The organism is Bacillus cereus group sp. BfR-BA-01331 (assembly GCF_022663915.1).
In the GTDB taxonomy this organism is placed as follows: Bacteria; Bacillota; Bacilli; order Bacillales; family Bacillaceae_G; genus Bacillus_A; species Bacillus_A mycoides.
This window is the reverse complement of record NZ_JAKUGJ010000023.1, coordinates 23,188-47,137: the sequence shown is the minus strand read 5'-3', so window position 1 is coordinate 47,137 and position 23,950 is coordinate 23,188. Positions and strand designations below refer to the sequence as shown.

Sequence of the window (23,950 nt, the reverse complement as noted above, 5' to 3'; positions counted from 1 at the left end):
TTTGAGGTGGGAGTTCTACTACCCGTTAATGCGGGATAAAAAAAGATGAACGAATTTTCTCGTTCACCTTTTAGCTTGCTTTAAAGCCACCGCCAAGTACATCACGCACATCGTGAATGACAACGAAGGCATCTTCATCAACTCTACTAATAACTTGCTTTAACTTAACAAGCTCTTGTTTATTAATAACGATATATAAAACTTCTTTATTTTTACCAGTATATCCGCCGCGTCCTTCTAATACAGTGACACCGCGTGTCATGTTTTTTGTAATAGTTTCACGTATTAAATCCGGTTGATTTGAAATGATTGTAACAGCTGTTTTTGTATCCATACCTTCCACGATGAAATCAATTACTTTCGCTCCGACAAATACAGCTACAAGTGTATACATTGCCTTTTCTTGTCCTATTATAAATACAGAACCCGCAATTACAACGATATCAATAATAAGTACGCCTTTACCAACGCTCCAACCTAAATATTGATTTGCTAGTCGAGCTAAAATTGCCGATCCTCCTGATGTACCTCCAGCTTTGAACATACAGCCTAATCCGATACCTACAAATACACCAGCAAATAAAGCTGCTAGTAACGTATCACTATTTACTTGATATTCGATATGTTCTGTAACATATAAAAACAAAGATGTTTCCACAATACCTATAATTGTGTAAACCATCGTTTTCTTATCAAAAAATTTATAACCTACAGCTAATAAAATTGCATTCAAACCAAAATTCACAATTCCCGGTGACCAATCAAATAAATAGTACGTAACAACTGTTAAACCAATAATTCCACCCTCTGATAAACGGTTTGGAATTGCAAAGTAATTAATACCAATTGCGAATAATAATGAACCAATTGTAATTAGTGTTATTTCCTTTATACGTTGATTAACCATAGTTCATACCTCCCCCCATTTGACATTGTATCACTATCTCCTAGAGGTTTAGAAGTTGTTTTTATTCCGCATTTCCCCTCACAAAGACCAAGATATTATGTTTAAACAAAGGGGTGATTAATTATTCATATTCGCTCTAACTGTACGGACAAAGCGCTCCACATTCCCACTCTGAATATACTTAGCTCTAATGGTTTCACGATTACAAGTACATTCGAAATATGGACGGAAATCTATGTCATCTATATGCAAATACGAATACTCTTCAAATATCGCAGGATAGCACGGAAATTTCCCGTAAAATAGAAGACGTCTAGTAGTGGCAACAAAAATCCCATGTTGATAACATAAAGTAAAGTCATCCTTTTCAAATATCCCTACGACAAACGCTAAAATCTTTTCGTCATCCTCTACATATTTTTTCATACTTAATAAAAGTTCATTCATGCATATCCCTCCAAATTCTATTCATTGTTTTAACACTTGAAAAGAATCCATGGATTATTACAGACCGGTGTAACTCTTTTATAAAGTATGAAACGCGTTTCCTGTCAAAGACATTTCAAAAAATAATCCGTTATGTGATTATACACATAACGGATTATGACTAAACTGTAGAACGTTCCACAAGTTTATATGGAATTTCCATCTTTTCTTGTTTAGAACTCTCATCACTTACTTGCCTGTAAAACATTTCAAAAGCCGTCTTACCTATTCCCTTTAAATTTTGGTCAATGGTTGTCAGTTGTAAAACTTGAGAAATCGGTTGGTTATCAAAACCAATAATCGCTAAATCCTCTGGAACTTTAATACCTAATTTTTCAACTTCTGTCATGATCCCAATAGCGACCTCATCTCCTGCCACTATTAATGCTTCAGGAGGATTCTCCATCTCCTTGAATTGATGTGCAACTCTTACACCATCTTCTAACGTAAAGCATTCTGTGAAAATCCAATCTTCCATCACTTCTTCATCTATTAATTGTAGCTGTTGTTTATAAGCATCAAAACGTTTCTTACTACTTGGCCCTAACTTTCTTCCCGTACAATATCCAATCTTCTTATAACCTTTTTCAATAAGGTAACTCATCCCTAATTGAAAGGCATTAAAATGATCTGTATATACACTCGATATGCTTTCAATATCATTATCCTCACAAGCAATAACCGCCCCATACGCTGCATAAGGCTCTATAGTTTCCCACTCATTAGCACGAGAACAAATGATAAGACCGTCTAGTTGCTTTGTTTTCAACATATGTAAACTTTTCATTTCTTCTTTTTTATTGTAGTTCGTTTGACAAAGAAGCACTCGATAGTTGTGAGCTAACGCAACTTCCATCATTCCACCCACCATCGCATCAAAAGACGGATGATTAATATAAGGTAAAATCACGCCAACAATATTCGTCTTCCCTTTTGATAAATGAACAGCATTTGCATTTTGCGAGTAATTCAATTTCTCAACTATTTCTAAAACAACTTTCCTTTTTTCTTCACTTACATATGGATGATCATTTAATACCCTCGAAACAGTCGTAACTGAAACCCCAGCCATCTTTGCAATATCTTTAATATTAGCCATACACTCACCTCTACTTTTAACTTAATGAATCACATGAACATATGTCAAATCTTCTCATCATGACACTTTCATTCGTTTTTCTTACAAAAGTGTAATTTCCCTGTAAGCTAATTCGATAGTGACTCTCCGCAACATTTCATATAATTAAGTCAGAAACAGGGCAACAACCATTTGAAAAGGAGCGGATCTATATGATGAACAAAATGAAAATGAACAATTTCTTAAATACAATGAGCTTAGTATTTTCCGCTCTTATCGATGCAAAAGCTGTTGCTTCTACATTAAACAAGTAAGGAGAATTTATAATGAATAACATGACTTTTAACAAATTAGATTTTTTAGGACTGGCTAGCGGCTCGATTCTTCTTACTGCTTTCATTTACGCTGCTACGCTTATATAACTTTGTGTCCCCTTTCCCCTTTATATAAATAATAATAGAAAAGACGACCGTCTATACCCGGTCGTCTTTTTTAGCTTTGATTCGGCTGCAAAACTTCCTTTAGTTCTTCAAACTTTGCATTTAATTCATCTGTCATCATCTTCATAGCCGTTTTTCGATCTATTTGTTCTTCAGCATCAATTTGAATTGGGTCTCCAAAAACTAATCGCGCTTTTTTTCCTTTTATCAATTCTTTTATACTTGATGGACCAACATAAGCTGCCGGTATTAACGGAACGTTAGAACGCATTGCAATCGTAACAGCCCCAGCTTTTAGTGAAACGTCTTCTGATGACCTCGTCCCACTCGGGAAAATCCCTACTACTTTTCCTTCTTTTAATAAACGTGATGGAATTTTTAATGTGCTTGGCCCTGGATTCGCACGGTCTACAGGGAATGCATTTACATTTTTAAAAAACCAATTTTTAAATTTCCCTTCAAACAATTCTTTTTTTGCCATGTAATGAATTTGGGTTGGGTACATTCCTGCCGCTAACATTAAAACATCCATAAAACTTGTATGTGTACATGCAACAACGTAAGGGCCATCTTCCGGTAATTTCTCTCTCCCTTGTACTTCTACCTTCCCAGCCATTTTAAATATATATTTCAACGAAAATGTAATTGGTTTATACATTTGTTTCGTTCCTTTCTGAATATCCGAAGTATAATCATTTTCTTACAACGATTATAACACTAAGTTTTAGGAGTTGGTAATAAAAATAAGTATTTATTGTTAAATTTCAATTCTTACAAAAGTGTAATTTTCTTGTAAGCTAATTCGATAGTGACTCCCTCCACTATCTTATACAATTAAGTTAGAAAGTAACAACAACCATTTGAAAAGGAGCGGATCTATATGATGAACAAAATGAAAACGAACAATTTCTTAAATACAATGGGCATGGTATTTTCCGCTCTTATCGATGCAAAAGCTGTTGCTTCTACATTAAACAAGTAAGGAGAATTTATAATGAATAACATGACTTTTAACAAATTAGATTTTTTAGGACTGGCTAGCGGCTCGATTCTTCTTACTGCTTTCATTTACGCTGCTACGCTTATATAACTTTGTGTCCCCTTTCCCCTTTATATAAATAATAATAGAAAAGACGACCGTCTATGCCCGGTCGTCTTTTTAATTTTTTCTTTCCTTCAAGTCTTTTAAAAGCTGTATCAGTTCAGCTTGTTGTTTTATATTTTTACGACCGTTTCGATTAATTGCTGCAAGCTCGCAGGCAACTCCAGCAGCAAAGAAAAACAATAAACTTTCTAACATATAAAATCCTCCAGTTGCCTATTAAACAGCTTGACGCAATTGCTTTTCTTGCAAAATTTGTTTATTTATATTTTCTTCTTTTCTCTGACAAACATTATTACGAATAAGCGCTGCAATAACAAATAATGTTCCTAATACATCAAATGTCGTTATTTTATATCCTTGTATCATCATAATAACTAAAGTAGTAATTGGCACAAAGTTAATAAATAAAATACCATTAATTGATGATAAGATTTTCACACCGTAGTTCCAAGCAAGTAGCGCTACAATACCTGGTAATGTCATCATAAATAATAAATCATATTTCACAATAGAAATCGTTTCCATACTTGGGACTGAAACGTATCCAAGCGCCGTAATGATTACCGTTATAATTCCTGTGACAGCCGTACCAAATACACAGGTCAACGTAGAATAACGTAACGTAGACCAATCACTACACGTTTGACCACCCATCGTATAAATAACCCATCCTACAACACCAACAAATATAAATGCTAGTGAAAACATGTTATCTTTCAATGTTAAAAAGAAACTCATATCACCTTTCGTAATAACAAATACAGCCCCTACAAATGCGATAATCATGCTCGTTATCATATACTTCTTCGGCTTTATATTTTTATATCCCCATAAAATACAAATTGAAATCATCGGCATAAGCGCCTCCATAATAGAAGCTACCATCACACCTGATTTTCCCATTAACATTTGTCCTAGAAAAATTAATACATTATATACGGTAAACGCCATTGTTCCAAAAAAGACGAGTAACTTTCCTCTTCCTTCTAAGCGAAATGCTTTCTTTCCTTCTTTCATTAGCAATAATACAATCAGTACAATTGCTACCGCTCCATAGCGAATAAGTGAAAAATAAAATGGATCTATGTATTCTAGAGCATGATCAGCAACCGGAAACATTGCTCCCCATGACATACTTGCAACTAAACATGCCAACGCACCTATTATCATTTGACTTCTTCTCACCGCAATCCCTCACTTCTTTCTATTTGCACAAAGAGAATTGTAAAAGAAAAAATATATCACGTAAAATGATTCAAAATGATGTTAACTATCATTTATAATGATAGTTAACATCAAGGAGGAGCATAAAATGGAATTACGAGACTTACAAATCTTCCAGAGCGTTGCCGACCGCGGTAGTGTAAGCGGCGCAGCAAAGGAATTAAATTATGTACAATCAAATGTAACCGCACGTATTAAACAATTAGAAAACGAGCTGAAAACACCTCTCTTTTACCGTCATAAGCGAGGCATGACTTTAACAGCTGAAGGAAGAAAGATGCTCGTTTACGTTCATAAAATTTTGCAAGATGTTGAAGAGCTAAAACAAGTGTTTTTAGATAGTGAAACACCATCTGGCATATTAAAAATTGGTACAGTTGAAACAGTCAGTACATTACCTACCATCTTGTCTTCTTACTATAAAAGCTATCCAAATGTCGATTTATCATTACAAGCCGGTCTAACGGAAGAACTTATTAGAGAAGTACTTGATCATCAATTAGATGGCGCCTTTATATCAGGTCCTATTAAACATCCACTAATTGAACAATACGATGTTAGTACTGAGAAATTAATGCTTGTTACACAAAATAAAGCTTTTCATATAGAAGAATTTACTACGACGCCCCTACTCGTTTTTAATCAAGGATGTGGATACCGTTCAAAATTAGAGCGATGGCTTAAAGATGAAGGTTTGCTGCCAAAAAGAATTATGGAATTTAATATATTAGAAACAATACTAAACAGTGTTGCACTTGGCCTTGGTATTACACTCGTACCGCAGTCTGCTGTCCACCATCTTTCTAAAGCTGGTAAGGTACATTGTCATGCAATCCCTGAAAAATACGGTAGTATTTCAACGGTTTTCATACGCCGCAAAGATAGCTACATGACCAATTCAATGCGTAGCTTTTTAAAAACAATTGAAGAGCATCATCATATCAATATGCTGTGAAGGACATTCTTACACGAATGTCTTTTTTTCTTACAAAAGTGTAAGTCTCCCGTAAGCTAATTCGATAGTTGTAACTGATCATATTTCCTATAATTAAGACATAAGCAGGGCAACAACAATTCGAAAAGGAGCGGATACGCATGATGAACAAAATGAAATCAAACAAATTTTTAAATACAATGGGCATGGTGCTATCCGCACTTGTCGATGCAAAAGCAGTTGCAACTACATTAAACAAATAAGGAGAGATTATTATGAACATCATTACATTTAACAAATCAGACTTTATCGGACTTGCAAGTGGAGCTACTCTTCTTACTGCATTCATTTATGCACTTGCTCAAAGTCTTATTTAACACTTTGTTTCCCCCAACCCCTTTATATATAGAAAAGGCTGCTCGTCTTATAGACAAGCAGCTTTTTAGTTTGTTTCATATATAATTTGGCCTGTTTTGCTTATATCATATCCACCAATTGCTTTTAATTCATTGTGAAACTCTTCAGATTGCAAAACCTCTTTTATAACCTCAATAAGTTCCTCATTTTCTCTATTCTTCAGAAGTACTAAATCATACTGTTCTTTCATTATTGGAATAAAGTCTACATTTACAATTTGCGAAAACTTTTCTGACCCTACTCCAACATCAGCTTTTCCATTCGCAACTTGCGAAGCAACACCAAGGTGATTCGATTCTTCCCATTCATAACCGCTAATATCTTCTTTATTTATTTTTTGAATTCGCAATTGCTCATCCACTAATACCCTAATACCGGAACCCTTTTCTCGATTTACAAATCGTATAGATGACTGAGATAAATCAGCCCATGTTTTTATATTTTTGGGATTCCCTTTTTGCACATAAAACCCTACATTCCTTGATAATAAATTAATCATAATACATGGTTGTCCAACTAAAATACGTTTTACGTAAGGAACATTATATGTACCCGTTTCACCATCAAATAAGTGTAAACTAACGACGCTTCCTTCTCCTTGGTACATCTTCACTAAACTCGTTAAACTACCTTGATACGCTCTCAATATATTAGAATTTGGCAATCGATTTTCTATATGCTTTGCCAACATATCTAACGTTAGTTCTTGACCACTAATGATGCGTGTATTCGAACTACTAATTTCGTCCTTCTTTACAGGAGTAAATTGTACCTTCCCTGTTTTCATTTGCTTTATATATTGTTCTAAATCAGCTGCATCAATGCGCATTTGTCTACCAACCCTATAAGAAGGAAGTTCTCCCTTTTTAATCAAGTCATATACAGTTAATTTTGATACCTTTAATCGCTTCGCTACTTCTTCCGTTGTGTAGGAATGATGATCCATAGACGATTCCTCACTTTCTTCCTTCATTGTAACAAAGAAAAGAATATTTCTCCTAGTTTTAAAAAACAACTATACCGTTCAAATTATATTCAATTATAACTAGTTATAATTAGTTATAATTAGTTATAATTGAATATATCAAAACAAAAGGGGATTTTTTTATGAATAAGTTTACATTACGATCCATTGGGGCACTTATACTTTCTTTTCTTCTTATATTTAGTGCTGCATGTACAAGCGGAGAAAAGAAAGAGAAATCAACTGCCAAAGAAGGAAAAACAGTAGAACTTACTATATCCGCTGCTGCAAGCTTACAAGATGCACTAAAAGAAATTGAAACAAAATATAAAGAAAAAGAACCTAATATTAAACTTTCTTTTAACTTCGGTGCTTCTGGTGCACTTCAACAACAAATTGAGCAAGGTGCACCTGCTGATTTATTCTTCTCTGCAGCAGAGGATAAATTCCAAACTCTTGTTAAAAAAGGATTTATTAATGAAAAAGAAGGAAAAAACCTTCTTGGAAATGAACTAGTTCTAGTCGTTCCAAAAGATAGTGCTCTTACAAGATTTCAAGATTTAAAGGATGAGAAAATCAAGAAAATCGCACTTGGTACACCCGAATCTGTACCTGCAGGAAAATATGCAAAAGCTTCTCTCACATATGAAAATCTTTGGAATGACGTTCAAAATAAAATCGTATTTACAAAAGATGTTCGCCAAGTGTTAACATATGTAGAAACAGGTAATGTTGATGCTGGTATTGTATATAAAACAGACGCTCTCGTTTCAGACAAGGTAAAAATTGTAGAAGCGGTAGCAGCTAATTCTCATGAGCCAATCCACTATCCTTTAGGTGTTATAAAGGAATCTAAGCATAAGAAAGAGGCGACTTCATTCTATGAGTATTTACAATCAAAAGATGCACAATCTATCTTTAAGAAATATGGATTTACAATCCTGCCATAATCGCTATGAGCTTTGATGCAATTTTGTCACCTGTCTTTCTATCCTTGCGAGTAGCTGCGTGCGCCACAATAATCGTTACGATCTTAGGAACGATTATTGGACGAGCATTAGCGCGCTCCTCGTGGCGATATAAAGTACTACTAGAAACTATTTTCTTATTACCAATGGTGCTTCCACCAACTGTTATCGGCTTTTTTCTAATTATCATTTTTGGAAATAACAGTCCCATTGGAAAGTGGATTGAATCATTATTTCAGCAGTCCATTATGTTTACATCTACTGCTGCTATCATTGCTTCTACAGTCGTTGCATTTCCGCTCATGTACCAATCAGCAAAAACAGGATTTTCTATCGCAAATGTACAAATTGAAGATGGCGCGCGCGATCTTGGTGCAAGTGAATATCAAGTTTTTCTACATGTTACACTCCCGCTTGCATTCCCCGCACTACTTAGCGGTATGATTTTAAGCTTTGTTCGCGCACTCGGTGAATTTGGTGCAACTTTAATGTTTGCAGGAAATATACCTGGCAAAACTCAGACGATTCCAACGGCGATTTATATGGCTATTGATGCGAGTAATATGCAACTAGCTTGGACACTTGTAATCATAACGATTAGTATGTCCCTTCTATTCTTACTATGCATTCAACTCATTAATAGAAGAATTACTACTTCTTAAAGCAACTTTCGACAAAAGTTGCTTTTTATTTCCCGAAAAATAAAATGATTTGATTAATAACTGAATTTTTACCCTTATTTAAATATACATTTTATTTGAATTCACTTTCTAAAATAGGTAATTTCCTGTTATTATATGAAAGTGTTTCAAAAAATGAAGAAATGAAAACGCATTTATATCGTAAATTCTTCATCCTGTTTTAGCGATCGGTAATCTTCTACTCTATTAGTGGGGCATTACCGATCGTTAGAACGATATGTAATTATATTGGTATAGAAAACCGAAGGGAGTCTTGTAATGGACATTTTATTAGCGCTTCTTCCTGCAATCGCATGGGGAAACATCTTATTAGTAAGCGTAAAAATGGGCGGTGGTGCATATAGCCAAACGGTAGGTATGACAATCGGTGCTCTATTCTTCGCAACAACTATGTATGTATTTACTCAACCAACTTTAACAATGACAGTCTTGATTGTTGGCTTTATTTCAGGTTTATTCTGGGCTTTAGGACAAGTAAACCAATTAAAAACAGTTGAAAAACTAGGTGTTTCAACTACTGTAACTATTTCTACTGGTATGCAACTTGTTGCAACTTCTATCTTTGGAGTTATCGCTTTTCGTGAGTGGACTACTACTACAACGATTGTTCTGGGAACGATTGCAATCCTATTAATCGTAGTTGGTGTAGTATTCACATCACTAGATGATAAAGAAAATGCACAGCCACCAGGACAATTGAAAAAGGGACTTCTTACTTTAATTGTTTCTACTTTCGGTTATCTTGTATATGTAATTATTATTCGTTGGTATAACATTGATGGTTGGTCTGCTATTTTACCACAGGCAGTTGGTATGTTCGTTGGTGCGGTTGTACTGACGTCTAAACATAAACCATTTAACAAATATGCAATTCGTAATGCTGTATCTGGTTTACTTTGGGGAACAGGAAACTTATTCTTACTTCTTTCATTACCACGTGTCGGAGTAGCGACAAGCTTCCCATTATCTCAAACTGGAATCGTTATCTCAACATTCGGTGCGATTGTCTTCTTAGGTGAAAAGAAAACAAAACGTCAATTGATCTTTATTGCTCTAGGTAGTGTTTTAATTATCGGCGGCGCTGTATTGCTTGGTATGACAAAAGCATAAATTTATACTATATTTAAACCCCCTGAAACGTATATGCTTCAGGGGGTTTTTTGATTACAATTATTTTCTAAATATAATTATTTACACGTTCTCGCTCTTTATGGTTTTTCTTCCATTCTAGCAAGCCATCGATACATAAAAATAGATTAATAATAGCTAATACTAACATGACGTATAAGCCCGTTGAAATATAAATCACAATGCTAACTATGTTATACAAAATCCATAAATGCCAATTTTCTAAGATTTTTCGGCTCAGCATAAATTGAGCTACTAATCCTAATACAGCGTTTAAAGCATCTAAATATGGACTTGTCGATTCTAAATAACGGACTTGATAATATCCCCAACCAATCCAAGCAACTAAAATAAAAAGTATATAAATAATCCATCCTTTCAAATCTAAGCGAACTGTCGGTTTTACCTTCTCCTCCCCACTACGCGCAATCCAGTAATACCAACCGTACACATTAAATATAAATTGGAAGGCTGCTAATACTGCCATTGCGTATAAGCCTTGTGTAGTGAAAATATACAGAAATACCGCAACTGTAATCATCCCAAATAAAAAGTTTGATACCTTTTCCCTTGCAAGTAACCAAACATTAATAATCCCCATAACCGATGCGAAAATTTCAATATAACTTGATCGGATATAGAATCCAACTAATATGCAAATAATACTAGAAATGAGTAAAAAAAGTGGACTTCTAACCATATTTATCTCTCCCCAGATATGTAATAAACTCCCTATCAACAGTATAAGAAATAACTCTTATACTTACTATAAATTTTCTCCTGTAAAACTCCCCACTCATCTATTCCACTTACGATAAGCCGTTTCTTTTTACAAAATTCTCTTAAAAATGGTATCGTTTTTTATAACATATTCTCATCAGAAAGGAATAAAGGATATGCCTAATAAACATCGAATTTTATTTATTGGTGCCGGTCGTATGGCAGAAGCTATATTTGCTGGACTACTTACAACAAGTAAAGAATACATCGAAGAAATTATTGTTTCCAACCGAAGTAACATAGAAAAACTAACGCAATTACAAACTCAATATGATCTATCGATTACAACAGATTGGAAACAGCATATTAAATCTGTAGATACAATCGTTTTAGCAATGCCGCCTGTCGCACATGAACAGCTATTAGCGGATCTATCCCCTCTTCTAACTAATCAATTTGTCGTGACAGTTGCTGCCGGAATCGGACCATCTTATCTAGAAGAAAGACTTCCCCAAGGGACACCTGTTGCTTGGATTATGCCAAATACAGCTGCTGGAATTGGAAAGTCTATCTCCTTATATACGACGGGACATTCTGTAGCTGAAACACATCAAGAAACGTTACAACTTCTTTTAAAAGGTATCGGTACCTCACAGTTTTGTACCGAAGAGGAAGTTCACCAACTTACCGCAGTTACTGGTAGTGCACCCGCTTTTCTCTATCACTTTGCTGAAGGGTTAATTGAAGCAACGAAAAGCTATGGTATTGATGAGGAAACAGCAAAACACCTTGTTATTCAAATGATTGCTGGCTCTGCCGCTATGCTCCAGCAAAATCAGGATCCAGCTATGCTCCGCGAACAAGTAACAACACCAGGAGGTTCAACGGCTGAAGGCTTAAAAGTTCTATATGAAAATAATTTTTCAGAAGTCATTCAACAAGCAGTTGCAGCGACCAATAAAAAAGCTAGGGGGAATTAATATGACTTTAACAAGTTTAAACGACTATACAACATTACATAACGGCGTGAAAATGCCTTGGTTCGGCTTGGGTGTTTTTAAAGTTGAAGATGGTACAGAAGTAATTGATTCTGTAAAAGCAGCTATAAAAAATGGATATCGTAGTATCGATACTGCTGCGATATATAAAAACGAAGAAGGCGTTGGACAGGCAATTCAAGAATCTGGTATTCCTCGTGAAGAGTTATTCATCACTTCAAAAGTGTGGAATAGTGATCAAGGTTACGAGTCAACACTACAAGCATTTGAAACTACATTAGAAAAATTAGGTCTAGAATATTTAGATCTATATTTAGTACATTGGCCTGTAAAAGGAAAATACACTGAATCATGGAAAGCTTTAGAGCAGCTTTATAAAGATGGTCGTGTTCGTGCTATCGGTGTGAGTAATTTCCATATTCACCATTTGCAAGACGTATTTGAAATTGCAGAAATTAAACCAATGGTTAACCAAGTGGAATACCACCCACGTTTAGCACAAGAAGAATTACATGCCTTCTGTAAAGAACATAACATCCAGCTTGAAGCTTGGTCACCATTAATGCAGGGGCAGCTACTTAATCACCCAACATTACAAGAAATCGCTACGAAATATAATAAATCGACTGCACAAGTTATTTTACGTTGGGATCTACAAAATGAAGTTGTAACAATCCCTAAGTCTATTAAAGAACACCGCATTATTGAAAATGCAAACATCTTTGACTTTGAATTAAGCTCGGATGATATGAAAGCAATTCAAGCTTTAAATGAAAATCATCGCGTTGGTCCGGATCCTGATAACTTTAACTTCTAGTAGGGAAACCACTGCCATATGCAGTGGTTTTTTTATTTTTAATAAAACTGAAAATTTAAACTATATTCCATTTGATTGACACTTCATTATCTAAGGTGTAAGATTTTGAATTATCAAAGAAACACAAAAATTAATAAAATTTATTTGTTTACTCATTGTATCAAGAGAGGTGGAGGGACTGGCCCTTTGAAACCTCGGCAGCAGGTTCATTTTGAATACTGTGCCACTTCCTGCAAGCTTTGTGCTTGAAAGATAGAATGAGGGACTTCGTTTATATACGGGTGCATAACTTGTACGTAAAAATCCCTCTTTCTCAATACGAAAAGAGGGATTTTTTATTTTTCATTTCCCTCATCATCATCCAAACTTAATTATTTAGGAGGAAAATCAAATGAAAAAGAAGTTTGTACCCGGTATTGCATCAGTTGTAGGAGTAAGTATTTTATTAACTGGTTGCGGTAGTTATAAAAACGAAGCGAGCGGAGCAAATGCAAAAGACGAGGCACCTAGTAAACAGGTTTTAAACTTATCTTCACCTACCGAAATACGAACAATGGATACGGCTCGTGCTACAGATACTGATTCTGGTCAAGTAATGAGAAACGTATTTGAAGGTTTGTATAATCTTGGCGAAGGTAACAAGCCTGTCCCTGGCGTTGCAAAATCTCATGAAATAAATGGCGATAAAACGAAATACACATTCCATTTACGAGATTCAAAATGGTCAAACGGCACTCCTGTTACAGCGAAAGATTTTGTCTTCGCTTGGCAAAGAGCTGTCGATCCAGCAACAGCCTCTGAATATGCATTTCTATTCTTTGATATTAAAAATGCAACAAAAATTAACAACAAAGAACTTCCTGCCGATCAACTTGGTATAAAAGCAGTTGATGACCATACGTTTGAAGTAGAATTAGAGCGCCCTGTTCCATATTTTATTAGCTTAACGGCGTTCCCAACATTTCTACCAATCAACGAGGAATTCTTTAAAGCACAAGGTGATAAGTACGCTTTAGAAGATAACAAAATCTTGTACAACGGAGCTTTTACACTAAGCGATTGGAAGCATGAACAAAGCTTTAAATTTAAGAAAAACCCTACCTATTGGGATAAAGATAATGTCAAACTCGAAGAAATCAATTTCAACGTTGTGAAAGAGAAATCAACAGAAGTAAATTTATTCGAATCCAAACAATTAGACCGTATAAAACTAACATCTGACTTCGTTGATAAATATAAAAAGGATGCTAACTTTAAAGAACGTCCGAACGTAGGCGTACAGTTTTTACGTATGAATCAGCAAAACAAAATACTTCAAAACGTTTCTGCACGCCAAGCAATCGATCAAACAATTGATCGAAAATCTTTTGTAAATACGTTATTAAATGATGGCTCTACACCAACCTTTAGTCTCGTGCCGAAAAACTTTGCAAAAGGGCCTGATGGAAAAGACTTCCGTACTGCAAACGGCGATTTAACAAAAGTTGATACAACATCTGCACAAGAATTATGGAAGAAAGCAAAAAAAGAACTTGGTTCTGAAAAGATAACATTAGAATTATTAACAAGTGATGGTGACCTTGAGAAGAAAACTGGTGAGTTCCTAAAAGGACAACTAGAAAAGAATTTAGATGGCTTAACGGTAAATATAAAACCGCAACCACGTAAACAACAAGTTTCACTCTTATTAAAAGGTGACTACGAGATTGGAATTGACGGTTGGAGCCCTGACTTTGCTGATCCAATTACATTCCTTGAACTATTTACGACGAATAACCCTTACAATTTAGATCATTACTCTAATAAAGAGTTTGATGACACAATTGAAAAAGTTAAAACTACTTTGGCTGGTGATGAAAAAGCTCGCTGGGAAGCGTTACTAGCATCAGAAAAAATCTTATTTAAGGACTCTGTTATTGCTCCTCTTTACCAAAAAGGAGAATCTTATCTAGAGCGTTCTTATGTGAAAGGCATTGTGCAAGTAGACTTTGCAGGTCAATTAAACTTCAAATGGGCAAAAATTGAAAAATAAAGTGAAACTTTAATCAGCCCTCACCAATCGGGCTTTTACGGGCAGTTGATCCCCCCTAACTTCTTTGCTTTCACTGAATTTTGAGGTGAGGATCTTACTGCCCGTTAATGCGGGATAAAATGCAACTTAGATCATCGTGTTCTCACCCACACCCATTGTTTTTTTAGCAAAATATATTAAAAGCAGATTCCCTAATATGAGGAAATCTGCTTTTTCAATATATTATTCCAAGAAATTAACACTCCACTTTTTATTATTGACATATAGTTCTTTCCAGTGTTAATATTCTAAATAATCAAAGAAACAAAATATTTTACCATCAAAATGTAATGTCTACTAAGTTGAAACATATAACGATAGATTATAGTTCAACATGTATATACATATAGAATACCTGATTACCTATATACACATATTTATAATAGGTTTTCTCTCCTTCTATAGCTACACTTCAAGACATGGACATTATGACGTTACGAACAACACATTTAGGGAGGAAAGAACAATGAAGAAAAAAGTTGTACCTGTTGTTGCATCTGTTTTAGGGGCAAGTCTACTACTAACTGCTTGCGGGGGAAATAAAGATAATGCAAGCGGAGCAAAAGCGAACGATAAAGCAAATGATAAACAAGCGATTAACTTATCATTTGCTTCAGAAATTCCAACAATGGATGTTGCAAAAGCAACGGATGGGGAATCCATGAACGTAATGCGAAATGTTTTTGAAGGTTTATATGCTATAGGAGAAGATAATAAACCGATTCCTGGTGTTGCTGAGTCGGTTGACGTAAGTCCCGATAAAACAAAATATACATTCCACCTGCGTGATTCAAAATGGTCAAACGGTACTCCTGTAACAGCAAAAGACTTTGTATTCGCTTGGCAACGTGCCGTAAACCCTGAAACAGCAGCTGAATATGCATTCTTATTCTTTGATATAAAAAATGCGAAACAAATAAATCAAAAAGAAGCAGCGATCGATCAATTAGGCGTTAAAGCTCTTGACGATAAAACTTTAGAAGTACAACTGGACCGCCCTGTTCCCTACTTCTTAAGCTTAACGACATTCTCAACATTCTTACCAATTAATGAAGACTATTTAAAATCTCAAGGCGATAAATACGGTTTAGAAACAAATCATTTAATTTACAATGGTGCTTTCACATTAGATAACTGGAAACATGAACAAAGCTTCCAATTGAAGAAGAACCCTAACTATTGGGATGCTAAAACTGTAAAACTAGAAGAAATCAACTTCAATGTCGTTAAAGATAAATCTACAGAAGTTAACTTATATGATTCAGGACAAATTGATCGCGTTGCTTTAACTGCGGAGTTTGTTGATAAGTATAAGAACGATACCAACTTCAAGGAACGTGCTGAAGTCGGTATCCAATTCTTACGACTAAATCAGAAAAATGCAGTATTAAAAAATCAACATGCACGCCTCGCTATTAACGAAGCAATGAATAAAAAAGCGTACGTAGAAACAATTTTAAATAACGGTGCAATTCCAGCCGAAGGAATGGTTCCTGCGAAGTTCGCAAAGAGCCCAGACGGCAACGACTTCCGTAAAGAGAATGGAAATCTAGTCAAAGATGATGTAAAAACGGCAAAAGAAAACTGGAAAAAAGCGAAACAAGAACTTGGTACTGACAAAGTAACAATTGAACTATTAACAAGTGATAATGCTTTAGCTAAAAAAACTGGCGAATATTTAAAAGGTGAACTAGAAAAAAATCTAGATGGATTAACAGTGAACTTAAAGCCTCAACCACGTAAGCAACAGTTAAAACTACTATTAAGTGGTGATTACGAAATCGGAATCGATGGCTGGGGTCCTGACTTCGCGGATCCTATTACATTCTTAGATCTATTCACAACAGATAGTGCTTATAACTTCGATAAATACTCTAACAAAGAGTACGACGAGCTTATTCGTAAAGTAAAAACTGATTTAGCTGGTGATGAAAAAGGTCGCTGGGAAGCAATGAAGCAAGCTGAAAAAATCTTATTACAAGATGGTGCTGTTGCTCCTTTATACCAACAAGGCCGTTCTTACCTACAACGCGGATTTATTAAAGGACTTGTAACAACTGACTTCGGTGGTGAATTTAACTACAAGTGGACAGAAGTTGCAAAATAATCAACGCTAGTAAAAAGGTATCCCATGAAGGATACCTTTTTTATTTTATATTTCTTTAACTACAGAACTTCTTCCCTTCACCATCTCTTTTATACCTATAGTAATTCCCGCTACCAATTGTGTAACTAGTATAATAAGTAATAATGAAATAATATTTTTCTCCAAACTAACTCCGCCGAATATTATTGTATAATAACCATTTACTGCGTATGTTGCGGGAAATAATTCGCCGATCGTTTAATATGTTTTAGAAAGCATCATTGCATTTCCAAATACAGTGATGCTTATTTGTGTTAATGATTAGAAAGCGTAAAGATATTTTTTAAAAATCCCCATATACATACAAATTACTTTCAATTTTATTAATAAGCATGTGTTCCCCTTAAGGAAATAATTTATTAGGCTTATACATAATTACATGAAATTAGGAAAAACTTGTATAGAAAGAAGTTACATAAGGAGGAATTTATAATGAGAATTTTACTATCAATTTTATTAGCTCTTATGCTAGTACCTGCATTAACAGGATGTAAAGCTCCTGCAAAAGAAGACACAACTTCTAATAAGAAAACGACTGAAGAAGCAAAAAATGAGGCTCCTGCAGATTTAAAACTAAACTTTAATGAATTTGATTTAAAAGCGGACTATCAGGATACAAAGAAAGACTACGAAGCTGATTATAAAAATGTAGCAGCCGATAAAAAAATGGAAGCAAAAGTTGAAGACCATAAAGCAGATGTAAAATTAACAGGCGACGAGGCTATTACAAAATTAAGCCCACTTCTACAAGAATTAAAATTTGATAAAGATACTCCTGACCAAGAAGTAATTGATCAAGTAGTAAACGTGTTCAAACTTGATAAAGACTACCAAAAATTCGCTTTAGAAGTTGTATTCTCTGATGGAACGAAAAAAGAATATAAAAGAGAAATAAAATAAAGAAGTAGGCGGTTGCCTACTTCTTTGTTTTATTTTTTAGCATATCGTAAGCTCGGTTGAGATCCTACGTAGTATTCTAATCCAGATACAGATGATTTTTGTAAATAAGAATCTGTTGGGAATACAAGTGGGATTAAAGGGTATTCTGTAAACATAATATCTTCTGCTTGATGTAATAAGTCAAAGCGTTTATTTTCGTCTTGTTCTAATTTTGCTTGATTAATTAAATTATCGAAGTCTTTATTAAACCATTTTGCATAGTTATTTGGTCCATCCCCTGCATAAATTTCTAATTGAGCAGCTGGATCTAATGTAGATCCTCCCCAGCCCATATATGCGATTTGGAAGTCACTTTGTTTATACATATCAATATAACTTTTCCACTCTTTACCTTCTATTTTTACATCTACACCAAGATTTTTCTTAAACATTTCTTGAAGTGTTTCAGCTATTTTCTTCTTATCTGAATATTTCACTGTCACTTCTGGAAGAGTAGTCCATCCTTCTTCTTTCATTCCTTCTTCTAATAACGTCTTAGCCACCGCAGGATCATATTTAAAATAGTCACCTTTCTCTTTACGGAAGTCGCGACCACTTTCTGTTTTTGCTCCTTCTGGTACAAATCCATATGCTTCTTTTGCATTATTCTTTAATACTTTCTCTACGATAAACTTACGATCTACAGCCAATGCAAAAGCTTTACGAATTTTCGCATTTGTAAATGGTGGCTTTTCTGAATTAAATGAGTAAATATGAGTTGAGTAGTCTTGCATTTTTTTAAACTCTTTATTGTTTTGTTCCTTTTCAATTAAATCTGTTGGTATGTGAGATAGTAAATCTAGTTCTCCAGATTTGTATAATTGATACGCTGTTTTACCTTCAGGAATAATACGGAATTCAATTTCTTTTGATGCTACTTTTTTATCATGAAACTCTTTATTTTTTTCTAGAATAATCGCTTGATTATGCTTCCATTCTTTCAATGTGAAAGGACCATTTGTAATTAATTCTTTTGGATCTACTTTTAGTTTACCTTTTTCATCAATAGATTTTTTATTAAGTGGAATATATAACGACTGAGATAATGTTCGTTTAATAGATGTTACTGGATGTTCAAATTGTAGCTTTAGAGTTACATCATCTACCGCTTGAATTCCTACTGCATCTTCTGCACCTTTCCCTGTATTAAATGCTTCTCCACCTTTAATGAAATATAGTTCTGTTGCATTCATAGAACCCGTTTTAGGATTTAATATTCTCTTCCAAGCGAATTCAAAATCTTTTGCTGTTAACGGGGAACCATCAGACCATTTCAATCCTTTTTTCAAATAGAATGTGTACTCTTTTCCATCTGCCCCAGCTTCCTCTTTCTCTACTAAATCCTTTTCAAATTTCCCATCAGTTGTCTGTCTATACAAAGTTGCAAATAAGTGCTCAATTACATAATTAGAGTTATTATCCGTTGAAATTGCTGAATCTAGCGTATAAGGATCACTACCAAGATTCGTCACAAAACGGTCTCCTTTACTAGCACTTGCTTTTGAAGTATCTTTCTTGCCACAAGCGACAGAAGTAATTGCTAATACGGTCATAATGACAAATAATAAAAACTTCTTCATCTTACATTCCCCTTTAACCTAAAATTTTTGGTGTTGATGTCAATAATGTTTTTGTATAAGAATGTTGTGGATTACGGAATACTTCGTCCGTATATCCAAATTCAACAAGTTCTCCTTTGTATAAGACAGCCACTTTTTCACATAAATAGTGAACCATCGGTAAATCATGTGCGATAAATAAATATGTATAGCCTTGTTCCTTTTGAATCTTTTGCAGCAAATGTACAATTTGGATTTGCAGTGAAACATCTAATGCTGAAATTGGTTCATCAAGGATTAATACTTCTGGCTCACATAATAGCGCTCTTGCAATGGCAATACGTTGACGTTGTCCTCCGCTAAATTCGTGTGGGTATCGATCAATATATCGCCTATCTAATCCAACACGTTCTAGCGCATCACCTGCCACCTTATCTTTCAATCCTTTATCTCCTAAACAGAATGAGATATATCCTTCTGTTACGCTATCTCGTACTTTCCAGCGCGGATTTAATGCAGCTGTGGAATCTTGAAAAATGAACTGTACTTTCTGCAAGAAATCCCGCTTATGAGCTGACTTCAGCTTGTGAACAACTTGACCGTTATAATCAATTTCACCAGACGTTGGACGCTCGATCCCAGCTATGAGCTTACCAAGTGTTGTCTTTCCAGAACCACTTTCTCCAATAATGCCAAGCGTTGTTCCTTTTGGGATAGAAAGTGATATACCTTTTAACGCTGCGATTTCTTTATTTTTACTTCCATACGTTTTCGTTACTTGCTTTACAGTAATTAAATCTGTCGTCATGAGGCATTCACCCTCTCTTTTGGTTTCGCTTTATTATGCTCCAGAATATGCTGCCAGCAATGTGAACTATGCTCCTCAGAATATGTTGTTCGCTCTGGGAAGCGATGAATACATTCTTTTATCGCTACAGGACAACGATTCACAAACGGGCATCCAAAACTATTTAACGTTTCAATTGAAGGCGTTGTTCCCTCAATTGCTCTAAGTACCTTTTCTGAATCATCCATATTCGGAATTGCTTGTAATAAACTTTTCGTATACGGATGCTTAGGTGAGCCAATTACTTCTTGAATCGTTCCTTTTTCAACAACACGTCCCCCGTACATAACTACTACTCGGTCAGCTACTTCACGTACAAGTGCCAAATCATGTGTAATTAATAAAATACTCGTATTTTGTTTTTCCTTTCTTTCTTTTAACAACTCCATAATTTGCTTTTGAATCGTTACATCTAATGCTGTTGTAGGTTCATCTGCAATAACGAGCTTCGGGTGACAAGCAAATGCAATTGCTAAACAAATACGTTGCCTCATACCTCCGCTTAATTGATGTGGGTATTGTTCAAAACGTTTCTCTGCTTCATGTATCCCTAAATCATTTAATAAGTTAATTGCAATTTTTTTTGCCTCTTTTTTCGATTTCTTTTCATGCTGCACAATTACTTCTGTAATTTGTCTTCCAACCTTCATCGTTGGATTTAAAGATGAAAGCGGGTCTTGAAAGATAAAGGAAATATCTTTCCCGCGAATTTGATTCCATTCTGATTCTTGTAAATCCGTTAATTCCTTTGATTGGAAAGATATATTTCCATCATCAATATGAATCGATTCTTGATTTAAGCCGATAATTGATTGTGCTGTAACACTTTTCCCTGAACCACTTTCTCCGACAAGTGCAACTATTTCACCTTCGTTAATAGAAAAGGAAACATGCTTCACAATTGCTTGCTTACTATTCTCTTTTTCAACGGCCAACGTTACGTTTTCTAAAGATAAGATTTGTGCCATGTTTTTTCTCCTTTCGATTACGTTTTGCGATTTTCGGATCAATCGCATCTTGCAAACCGTCACCAATTGCATTAAATGCGAACATGATGAGCGCAATCATCAGCGATGGGAAGAAAAGTTGCCACCATTCCCCGCTTAATAATGTCCCGAGCGCATCATTTGTCATCGTCCCCCAGCTCGCTGCTGGTGATTGTACCCCTAGTCCGATAAAGCTTAAAAATGATTCTGAGAAAATAGCTGCTGGAATTGTAAATGATAAATTTACGATAATAATACCTGTTAAATTCGGAATGATATGTCCGTATATAATCTTCATATGCGATGTACCTAATCGTTCTGCCGCAATAACAAATTCTCTTTGCTTTAAAGATAAGACTTGCGCCCTAACGAGACGTGCCATACCAATCCAACCTGTTAATGCAAGAGCAATAATGATTGTAAAAAGTCCTGGTTTCATAATGATTAGTAGTAAAATAACAATTAATAAATATGGAATACCGTATAGTACTTCAATCCCTCGTACAATCCACTCATCAATTAACGTTCCAAGGCGATTACGCCCTCTCACATATCCACTAAAGCCCCCAATTAGTACACCAAGTCCTATATCAAGAACGGCCGCTACTAATCCAACTACTAATGAAATTTTCCCTCCAGCCCAAGTACGTGCCCAAATATCCCGACCTAAATCATCTGTTCCAAACCAATGCTCACTACTAGGAGGTAAATTTGTCGCCTCTTTTACTTGTTCACTCGCAGTAAAAGGAGTTAAACTTTCACCGATAAGAGAGAAAATAATAATGAGTAATAATGTCACCGTTCCTAGAACTGCGATTGGATTTGATACAAACTTACGAAACACTTCTTTTTTTCGGCTAATCGTTTGCTGCTCTTTATTTATTGTTAATTCTTTTTTCTCTTCATTCGTTAATAGCTGTTTATTGATTTCATAAGCTCCCATTTAAATATCCTCCCTCCTTATGTAATAGAACGAATACGCGGATCAACAATACGGTGAATAATATCTGTAATAAAAATACAAGAAATTAATAATGAACTATAGAAGATTGTTGTTCCCATAATGACTGGATAATCCCGGTTAAAAATACTATCTACAAAATATTTTCCGAGACCAGGAATTGCAAAAATCTTTTCAATAATGAACGTCCCTGTTAAAAGCCCAGCCATTAACGGCCCAACAAACGTTAGTACTGGAACAATCGCATTTCGAAGGGCATGCCTTATAATAATCTTCTTAATTGGTATACCTTTCGCTCTTGCTAATTTAATATAATCACTCTGCAAAACTTCAATCATATTAGAGCGAACAAATCTTGTAATAACCGCGATTGGCCCTAATGCTAATGCAAAGGATGGCAATACCGTATGTTCGAATGTGCCCCAAGATGCAACCGGTAAGAGTTCAAATTGAATAGCAAATACTTGTATAAACAATGGTGCTAAAATAAAACTTGGAATAGAAATACCGAGAATCGCAAGTAAGCTCACACTATAATCAATTACTTTCCCATGATATAGAGCTGCAAATGTACCTGCTGCAATTCCGACTAATAATGAAATAACAAGTGCTTGTAAACCAATAATCGCTGATGGACCAAATCCTGTCGTTATAATTTCTGATACGCCTTGCCCCGTCGATTGAACGGATTCACCAAAATCAAAATGAACTACACCGTCTAAATAAGCAACATATTGATTCCATAATGGTTCATCAAGGTGATACTTCGCTCTCATATTCTGCACAACTTCCGCCGGAAAGATTTTCGCATCCGATGAAAATGGGTCCCCCGGAATAATGTGCATAATCAAAAATGTTACTGTTGTAATAATCCATAGTGTAAACACCATAACTGATAGTTTTTTAATAACATACACTTCAATAACCCCCTAAACAAATGAATTTACTTTGTTTTATTGGCATATTTGTTGCCATTACTCCTTCTCTACTTCTTAAAACACAAAAAGCCTTGATCTTAAAAAATAAGATCAAGGCTTAATAAACGAAGGCCCATCACTTATCTTTCAAGACTTGCTTGCTGGAATTAGCACGGTGTTCCTGTTACAGAACCCGCTGCTGAGGTGTCATAGGGCCAGTCCCTCTACCTCTCTGGATAAGTAAATTGCTATATTATTATTTGGTTCAAATTGTATATTTTGAATTATAATTCTGAAAAAATGAAAAGTCAATCAAATTGGATATATTTAGAAAAATTAGTTTTCTATTATATTAGTTATTGAAATTACAATCTTTCGCTTATAATAAAAAGAAATTGTATTAAAGGAGTTATAAGATGGATCCACTACTTCTGGCTACTATAGGATTGCCATTAACAATCGTCATACTCGTCATCATCGGCTTCTATAAACTCTTCATTAAAAAGAAAAGCATCACTTCTTTTTACACTCCATTCGATAATATTACTGGCCAAACAATTTCAGAATTTCACGAAGAACAGAAGGTATTAGTATCCGAGGATGAAGACGGAGATGGTAAAAAGAAAAAATAACCTTG

The 23,950-nt window shown here is 35.0% G+C and carries 26 protein-coding genes, 1 pseudogene and 2 riboswitches; of the genes and pseudogenes, 13 read left to right on the top strand and 14 right to left on the bottom strand.

Going from position 1 to position 23,950, the window contains the following annotated elements; genetic code table 11:
• Positions 1 to 70: 70 nt before the first annotated feature.
• The 3 genes from MR155_RS25745 to MR155_RS25735 form a co-directional block, all read right to left on the bottom strand.
• Positions 71 to 907: a YitT family protein gene (locus MR155_RS25745; protein WP_002009911.1), complete on the bottom strand. Its 837-nt coding sequence runs from the start codon at positions 905 to 907 to the stop codon at positions 71 to 73.
• Between the two features lie 117 nt (positions 908 to 1,024).
• Positions 1,025 to 1,354 carry a PH domain-containing protein gene (locus MR155_RS25740; protein ID WP_002139893.1) on the bottom strand — a complete coding sequence of 110 codons (330 nt, stop codon included), beginning with the start codon at positions 1,352 to 1,354 and terminating at the stop codon, positions 1,025 to 1,027.
• 160 nt (positions 1,355 to 1,514) lie between these two features.
• Complete coding sequence (locus MR155_RS25735; protein ID WP_113938335.1) at positions 1,515 to 2,492, bottom strand: LacI family DNA-binding transcriptional regulator; 978 nt, start codon at positions 2,490 to 2,492, stop codon at positions 1,515 to 1,517.
• A gap of 305 nt (positions 2,493 to 2,797) precedes the next feature.
• Between MR155_RS25735 and MR155_RS25730 the strand changes: the two genes are divergently transcribed.
• Positions 2,798 to 2,893: a DUF3948 family protein gene (locus MR155_RS25730; RefSeq protein WP_002124767.1), complete on the top strand. Its 96-nt coding sequence runs from the start codon at positions 2,798 to 2,800 to the stop codon at positions 2,891 to 2,893.
• 70 nt (positions 2,894 to 2,963) lie between these two features.
• Here MR155_RS25730 and MR155_RS25725 read toward each other — a convergent pair whose 3' ends face one another.
• Positions 2,964 to 3,569 carry a lysophospholipid acyltransferase family protein gene (locus MR155_RS25725; RefSeq protein ID WP_002063482.1) on the bottom strand — a complete coding sequence of 202 codons (606 nt, stop codon included), beginning with the start codon at positions 3,567 to 3,569 and terminating at the stop codon, positions 2,964 to 2,966.
• Between the two features lie 336 nt (positions 3,570 to 3,905).
• On the opposite strand from MR155_RS25725, the gene MR155_RS25720 reads away from it, so the two are divergent.
• On the top strand, positions 3,906 to 4,001 hold the full coding sequence (locus MR155_RS25720) for a DUF3948 family protein (RefSeq protein WP_002124767.1): 96 nt from the start codon (positions 3,906 to 3,908) through the stop codon (positions 3,999 to 4,001).
• Between the two features lie 69 nt (positions 4,002 to 4,070).
• On the opposite strand, the gene MR155_RS25715 is transcribed toward MR155_RS25720, so the two are convergent.
• Positions 4,071 to 4,211 carry a YrzO family protein gene (locus MR155_RS25715; protein ID WP_002063481.1) on the bottom strand — a complete coding sequence of 47 codons (141 nt, stop codon included), beginning with the start codon at positions 4,209 to 4,211 and terminating at the stop codon, positions 4,071 to 4,073.
• Between the two features lie 21 nt (positions 4,212 to 4,232).
• Entirely contained in the window at positions 4,233 to 5,201 is a 969-nt protein-coding gene (locus tag MR155_RS25710; protein WP_219300625.1) for a DMT family transporter, read from the bottom strand.
• A 127-nt stretch (positions 5,202 to 5,328) separates the two neighbouring features.
• Here MR155_RS25710 and MR155_RS25705 point away from each other — a divergent pair, with 127 nt between their 5' ends.
• A complete protein-coding gene (locus MR155_RS25705) occupies positions 5,329 to 6,195 on the top strand; it encodes a LysR family transcriptional regulator (RefSeq protein ID WP_113938333.1) in 867 nt (288 codons plus the stop codon).
• A gap of 254 nt (positions 6,196 to 6,449) precedes the next feature.
• Complete coding sequence (locus tag MR155_RS25700; protein WP_219300629.1) at positions 6,450 to 6,551, top strand: DUF3948 family protein; 102 nt, start codon at positions 6,450 to 6,452, stop codon at positions 6,549 to 6,551.
• Between the two features lie 65 nt (positions 6,552 to 6,616).
• On the opposite strand, the gene MR155_RS25695 is transcribed toward MR155_RS25700, so the two are convergent.
• Entirely contained in the window at positions 6,617 to 7,564 is a 948-nt protein-coding gene (locus MR155_RS25695) for a helix-turn-helix transcriptional regulator (protein WP_113938332.1), read from the bottom strand.
• Positions 7,565 to 7,698: 134 nt separating this feature from the next.
• Here MR155_RS25695 and modA point away from each other — a divergent pair, with 134 nt between their 5' ends.
• The 3 genes from modA (at position 7,699) to MR155_RS25680 (ending at position 10,334) form a co-directional block, all read left to right on the top strand.
• Positions 7,699 to 8,505: a molybdate ABC transporter substrate-binding protein gene (gene modA, locus MR155_RS25690; protein ID WP_242311464.1), complete on the top strand. Its 807-nt coding sequence runs from the start codon at positions 7,699 to 7,701 to the stop codon at positions 8,503 to 8,505.
• A 5-nt stretch (positions 8,506 to 8,510) separates the two neighbouring features.
• Positions 8,511 to 9,185, top strand: a complete 675-nt coding sequence (modB, locus tag MR155_RS25685) for a molybdate ABC transporter permease subunit (RefSeq protein WP_002029397.1) — start codon at positions 8,511 to 8,513, stop codon at positions 9,183 to 9,185.
• A 297-nt stretch (positions 9,186 to 9,482) separates the two neighbouring features.
• On the top strand, positions 9,483 to 10,334 hold the full coding sequence (locus tag MR155_RS25680; protein ID WP_002009926.1) for a GRP family sugar transporter: 852 nt from the start codon (positions 9,483 to 9,485) through the stop codon (positions 10,332 to 10,334).
• Positions 10,335 to 10,401: 67 nt separating this feature from the next.
• On the opposite strand, the gene pnuC is transcribed toward MR155_RS25680, so the two are convergent.
• The gene (pnuC, locus tag MR155_RS25675; protein WP_002091429.1) at positions 10,402 to 11,052 is read right to left on the bottom strand and encodes a nicotinamide riboside transporter PnuC; all 651 of its coding nucleotides are present in this window, start codon (positions 11,050 to 11,052) and stop codon (positions 10,402 to 10,404) included.
• A 196-nt stretch (positions 11,053 to 11,248) separates the two neighbouring features.
• On the opposite strand from pnuC, the gene proC reads away from it, so the two are divergent.
• The 4 genes from proC (at position 11,249) to MR155_RS25655 (ending at position 17,065) form a co-directional block, all read left to right on the top strand.
• Entirely contained in the window at positions 11,249 to 12,052 is an 804-nt protein-coding gene (proC, locus tag MR155_RS25670) for a pyrroline-5-carboxylate reductase (protein WP_242311462.1), read from the top strand.
• 1 nt (position 12,053) lies between these two features.
• The gene (locus MR155_RS25665; protein ID WP_002063472.1) at positions 12,054 to 12,887 is read left to right on the top strand and encodes an aldo/keto reductase; all 834 of its coding nucleotides are present in this window, start codon (positions 12,054 to 12,056) and stop codon (positions 12,885 to 12,887) included.
• Between the two features lie 154 nt (positions 12,888 to 13,041).
• A riboswitch (SAM riboswitch) is annotated at positions 13,042 to 13,146 on the top strand.
• A gap of 132 nt (positions 13,147 to 13,278) precedes the next feature.
• A complete protein-coding gene (locus MR155_RS25660) occupies positions 13,279 to 14,919 on the top strand; it encodes a peptide ABC transporter substrate-binding protein (RefSeq protein ID WP_219300633.1) in 1,641 nt (546 codons plus the stop codon).
• A gap of 505 nt (positions 14,920 to 15,424) precedes the next feature.
• Positions 15,425 to 17,065: a peptide ABC transporter substrate-binding protein gene (locus tag MR155_RS25655; RefSeq protein ID WP_242311460.1), complete on the top strand. Its 1,641-nt coding sequence runs from the start codon at positions 15,425 to 15,427 to the stop codon at positions 17,063 to 17,065.
• Positions 17,066 to 17,110: 45 nt separating this feature from the next.
• Here the strand turns inward: MR155_RS25655 and MR155_RS32080 are convergent.
• Positions 17,111 to 17,353 (bottom strand): annotated as a pseudogene (locus MR155_RS32080) (hypothetical protein).
• A gap of 183 nt (positions 17,354 to 17,536) precedes the next feature.
• Here MR155_RS32080 and MR155_RS25650 point away from each other — a divergent pair.
• Positions 17,537 to 18,004: a YusW family protein gene (locus MR155_RS25650; protein WP_002139907.1), complete on the top strand. Its 468-nt coding sequence runs from the start codon at positions 17,537 to 17,539 to the stop codon at positions 18,002 to 18,004.
• Positions 18,005 to 18,033: 29 nt separating this feature from the next.
• Here MR155_RS25650 and MR155_RS25645 read toward each other — a convergent pair whose 3' ends face one another.
• Genes MR155_RS25645 through MR155_RS25625 form a run of 5 tightly spaced genes read right to left on the bottom strand, consistent with a single transcriptional unit; the run spans position 18,034 to position 23,313 of the window.
• Positions 18,034 to 19,623 carry a peptide ABC transporter substrate-binding protein gene (locus MR155_RS25645; protein ID WP_219300639.1) on the bottom strand — a complete coding sequence of 530 codons (1,590 nt, stop codon included), beginning with the start codon at positions 19,621 to 19,623 and terminating at the stop codon, positions 18,034 to 18,036.
• Positions 19,624 to 19,636: 13 nt separating this feature from the next.
• Positions 19,637 to 20,410, bottom strand: coding sequence for an ABC transporter ATP-binding protein (locus MR155_RS25640; RefSeq protein ID WP_242311458.1), 774 nt, complete (start codon positions 20,408 to 20,410; stop codon positions 19,637 to 19,639).
• Complete coding sequence (locus MR155_RS25635; RefSeq protein ID WP_242311456.1) at positions 20,407 to 21,417, bottom strand: ABC transporter ATP-binding protein; 1,011 nt, start codon at positions 21,415 to 21,417, stop codon at positions 20,407 to 20,409. Before MR155_RS25635 ends, MR155_RS25640 begins: the two co-directional genes overlap by 4 nt.
• Positions 21,374 to 22,378, bottom strand: a complete 1,005-nt coding sequence (locus MR155_RS25630; RefSeq protein ID WP_219300645.1) for an ABC transporter permease — start codon at positions 22,376 to 22,378, stop codon at positions 21,374 to 21,376. Before MR155_RS25630 ends, MR155_RS25635 begins: the two co-directional genes overlap by 44 nt.
• A gap of 17 nt (positions 22,379 to 22,395) precedes the next feature.
• Entirely contained in the window at positions 22,396 to 23,313 is a 918-nt protein-coding gene (locus MR155_RS25625; protein WP_113938320.1) for an ABC transporter permease, read from the bottom strand.
• Between the two features lie 137 nt (positions 23,314 to 23,450).
• Positions 23,451 to 23,556: riboswitch (SAM riboswitch) on the bottom strand.
• Positions 23,557 to 23,729: 173 nt separating this feature from the next.
• Here MR155_RS25625 and MR155_RS25620 point away from each other — a divergent pair.
• A complete protein-coding gene (locus MR155_RS25620; RefSeq protein WP_000371390.1) occupies positions 23,730 to 23,945 on the top strand; it encodes a DUF3951 domain-containing protein in 216 nt (71 codons plus the stop codon).
• Positions 23,946 to 23,950: the final 5 nt, after the last annotated feature.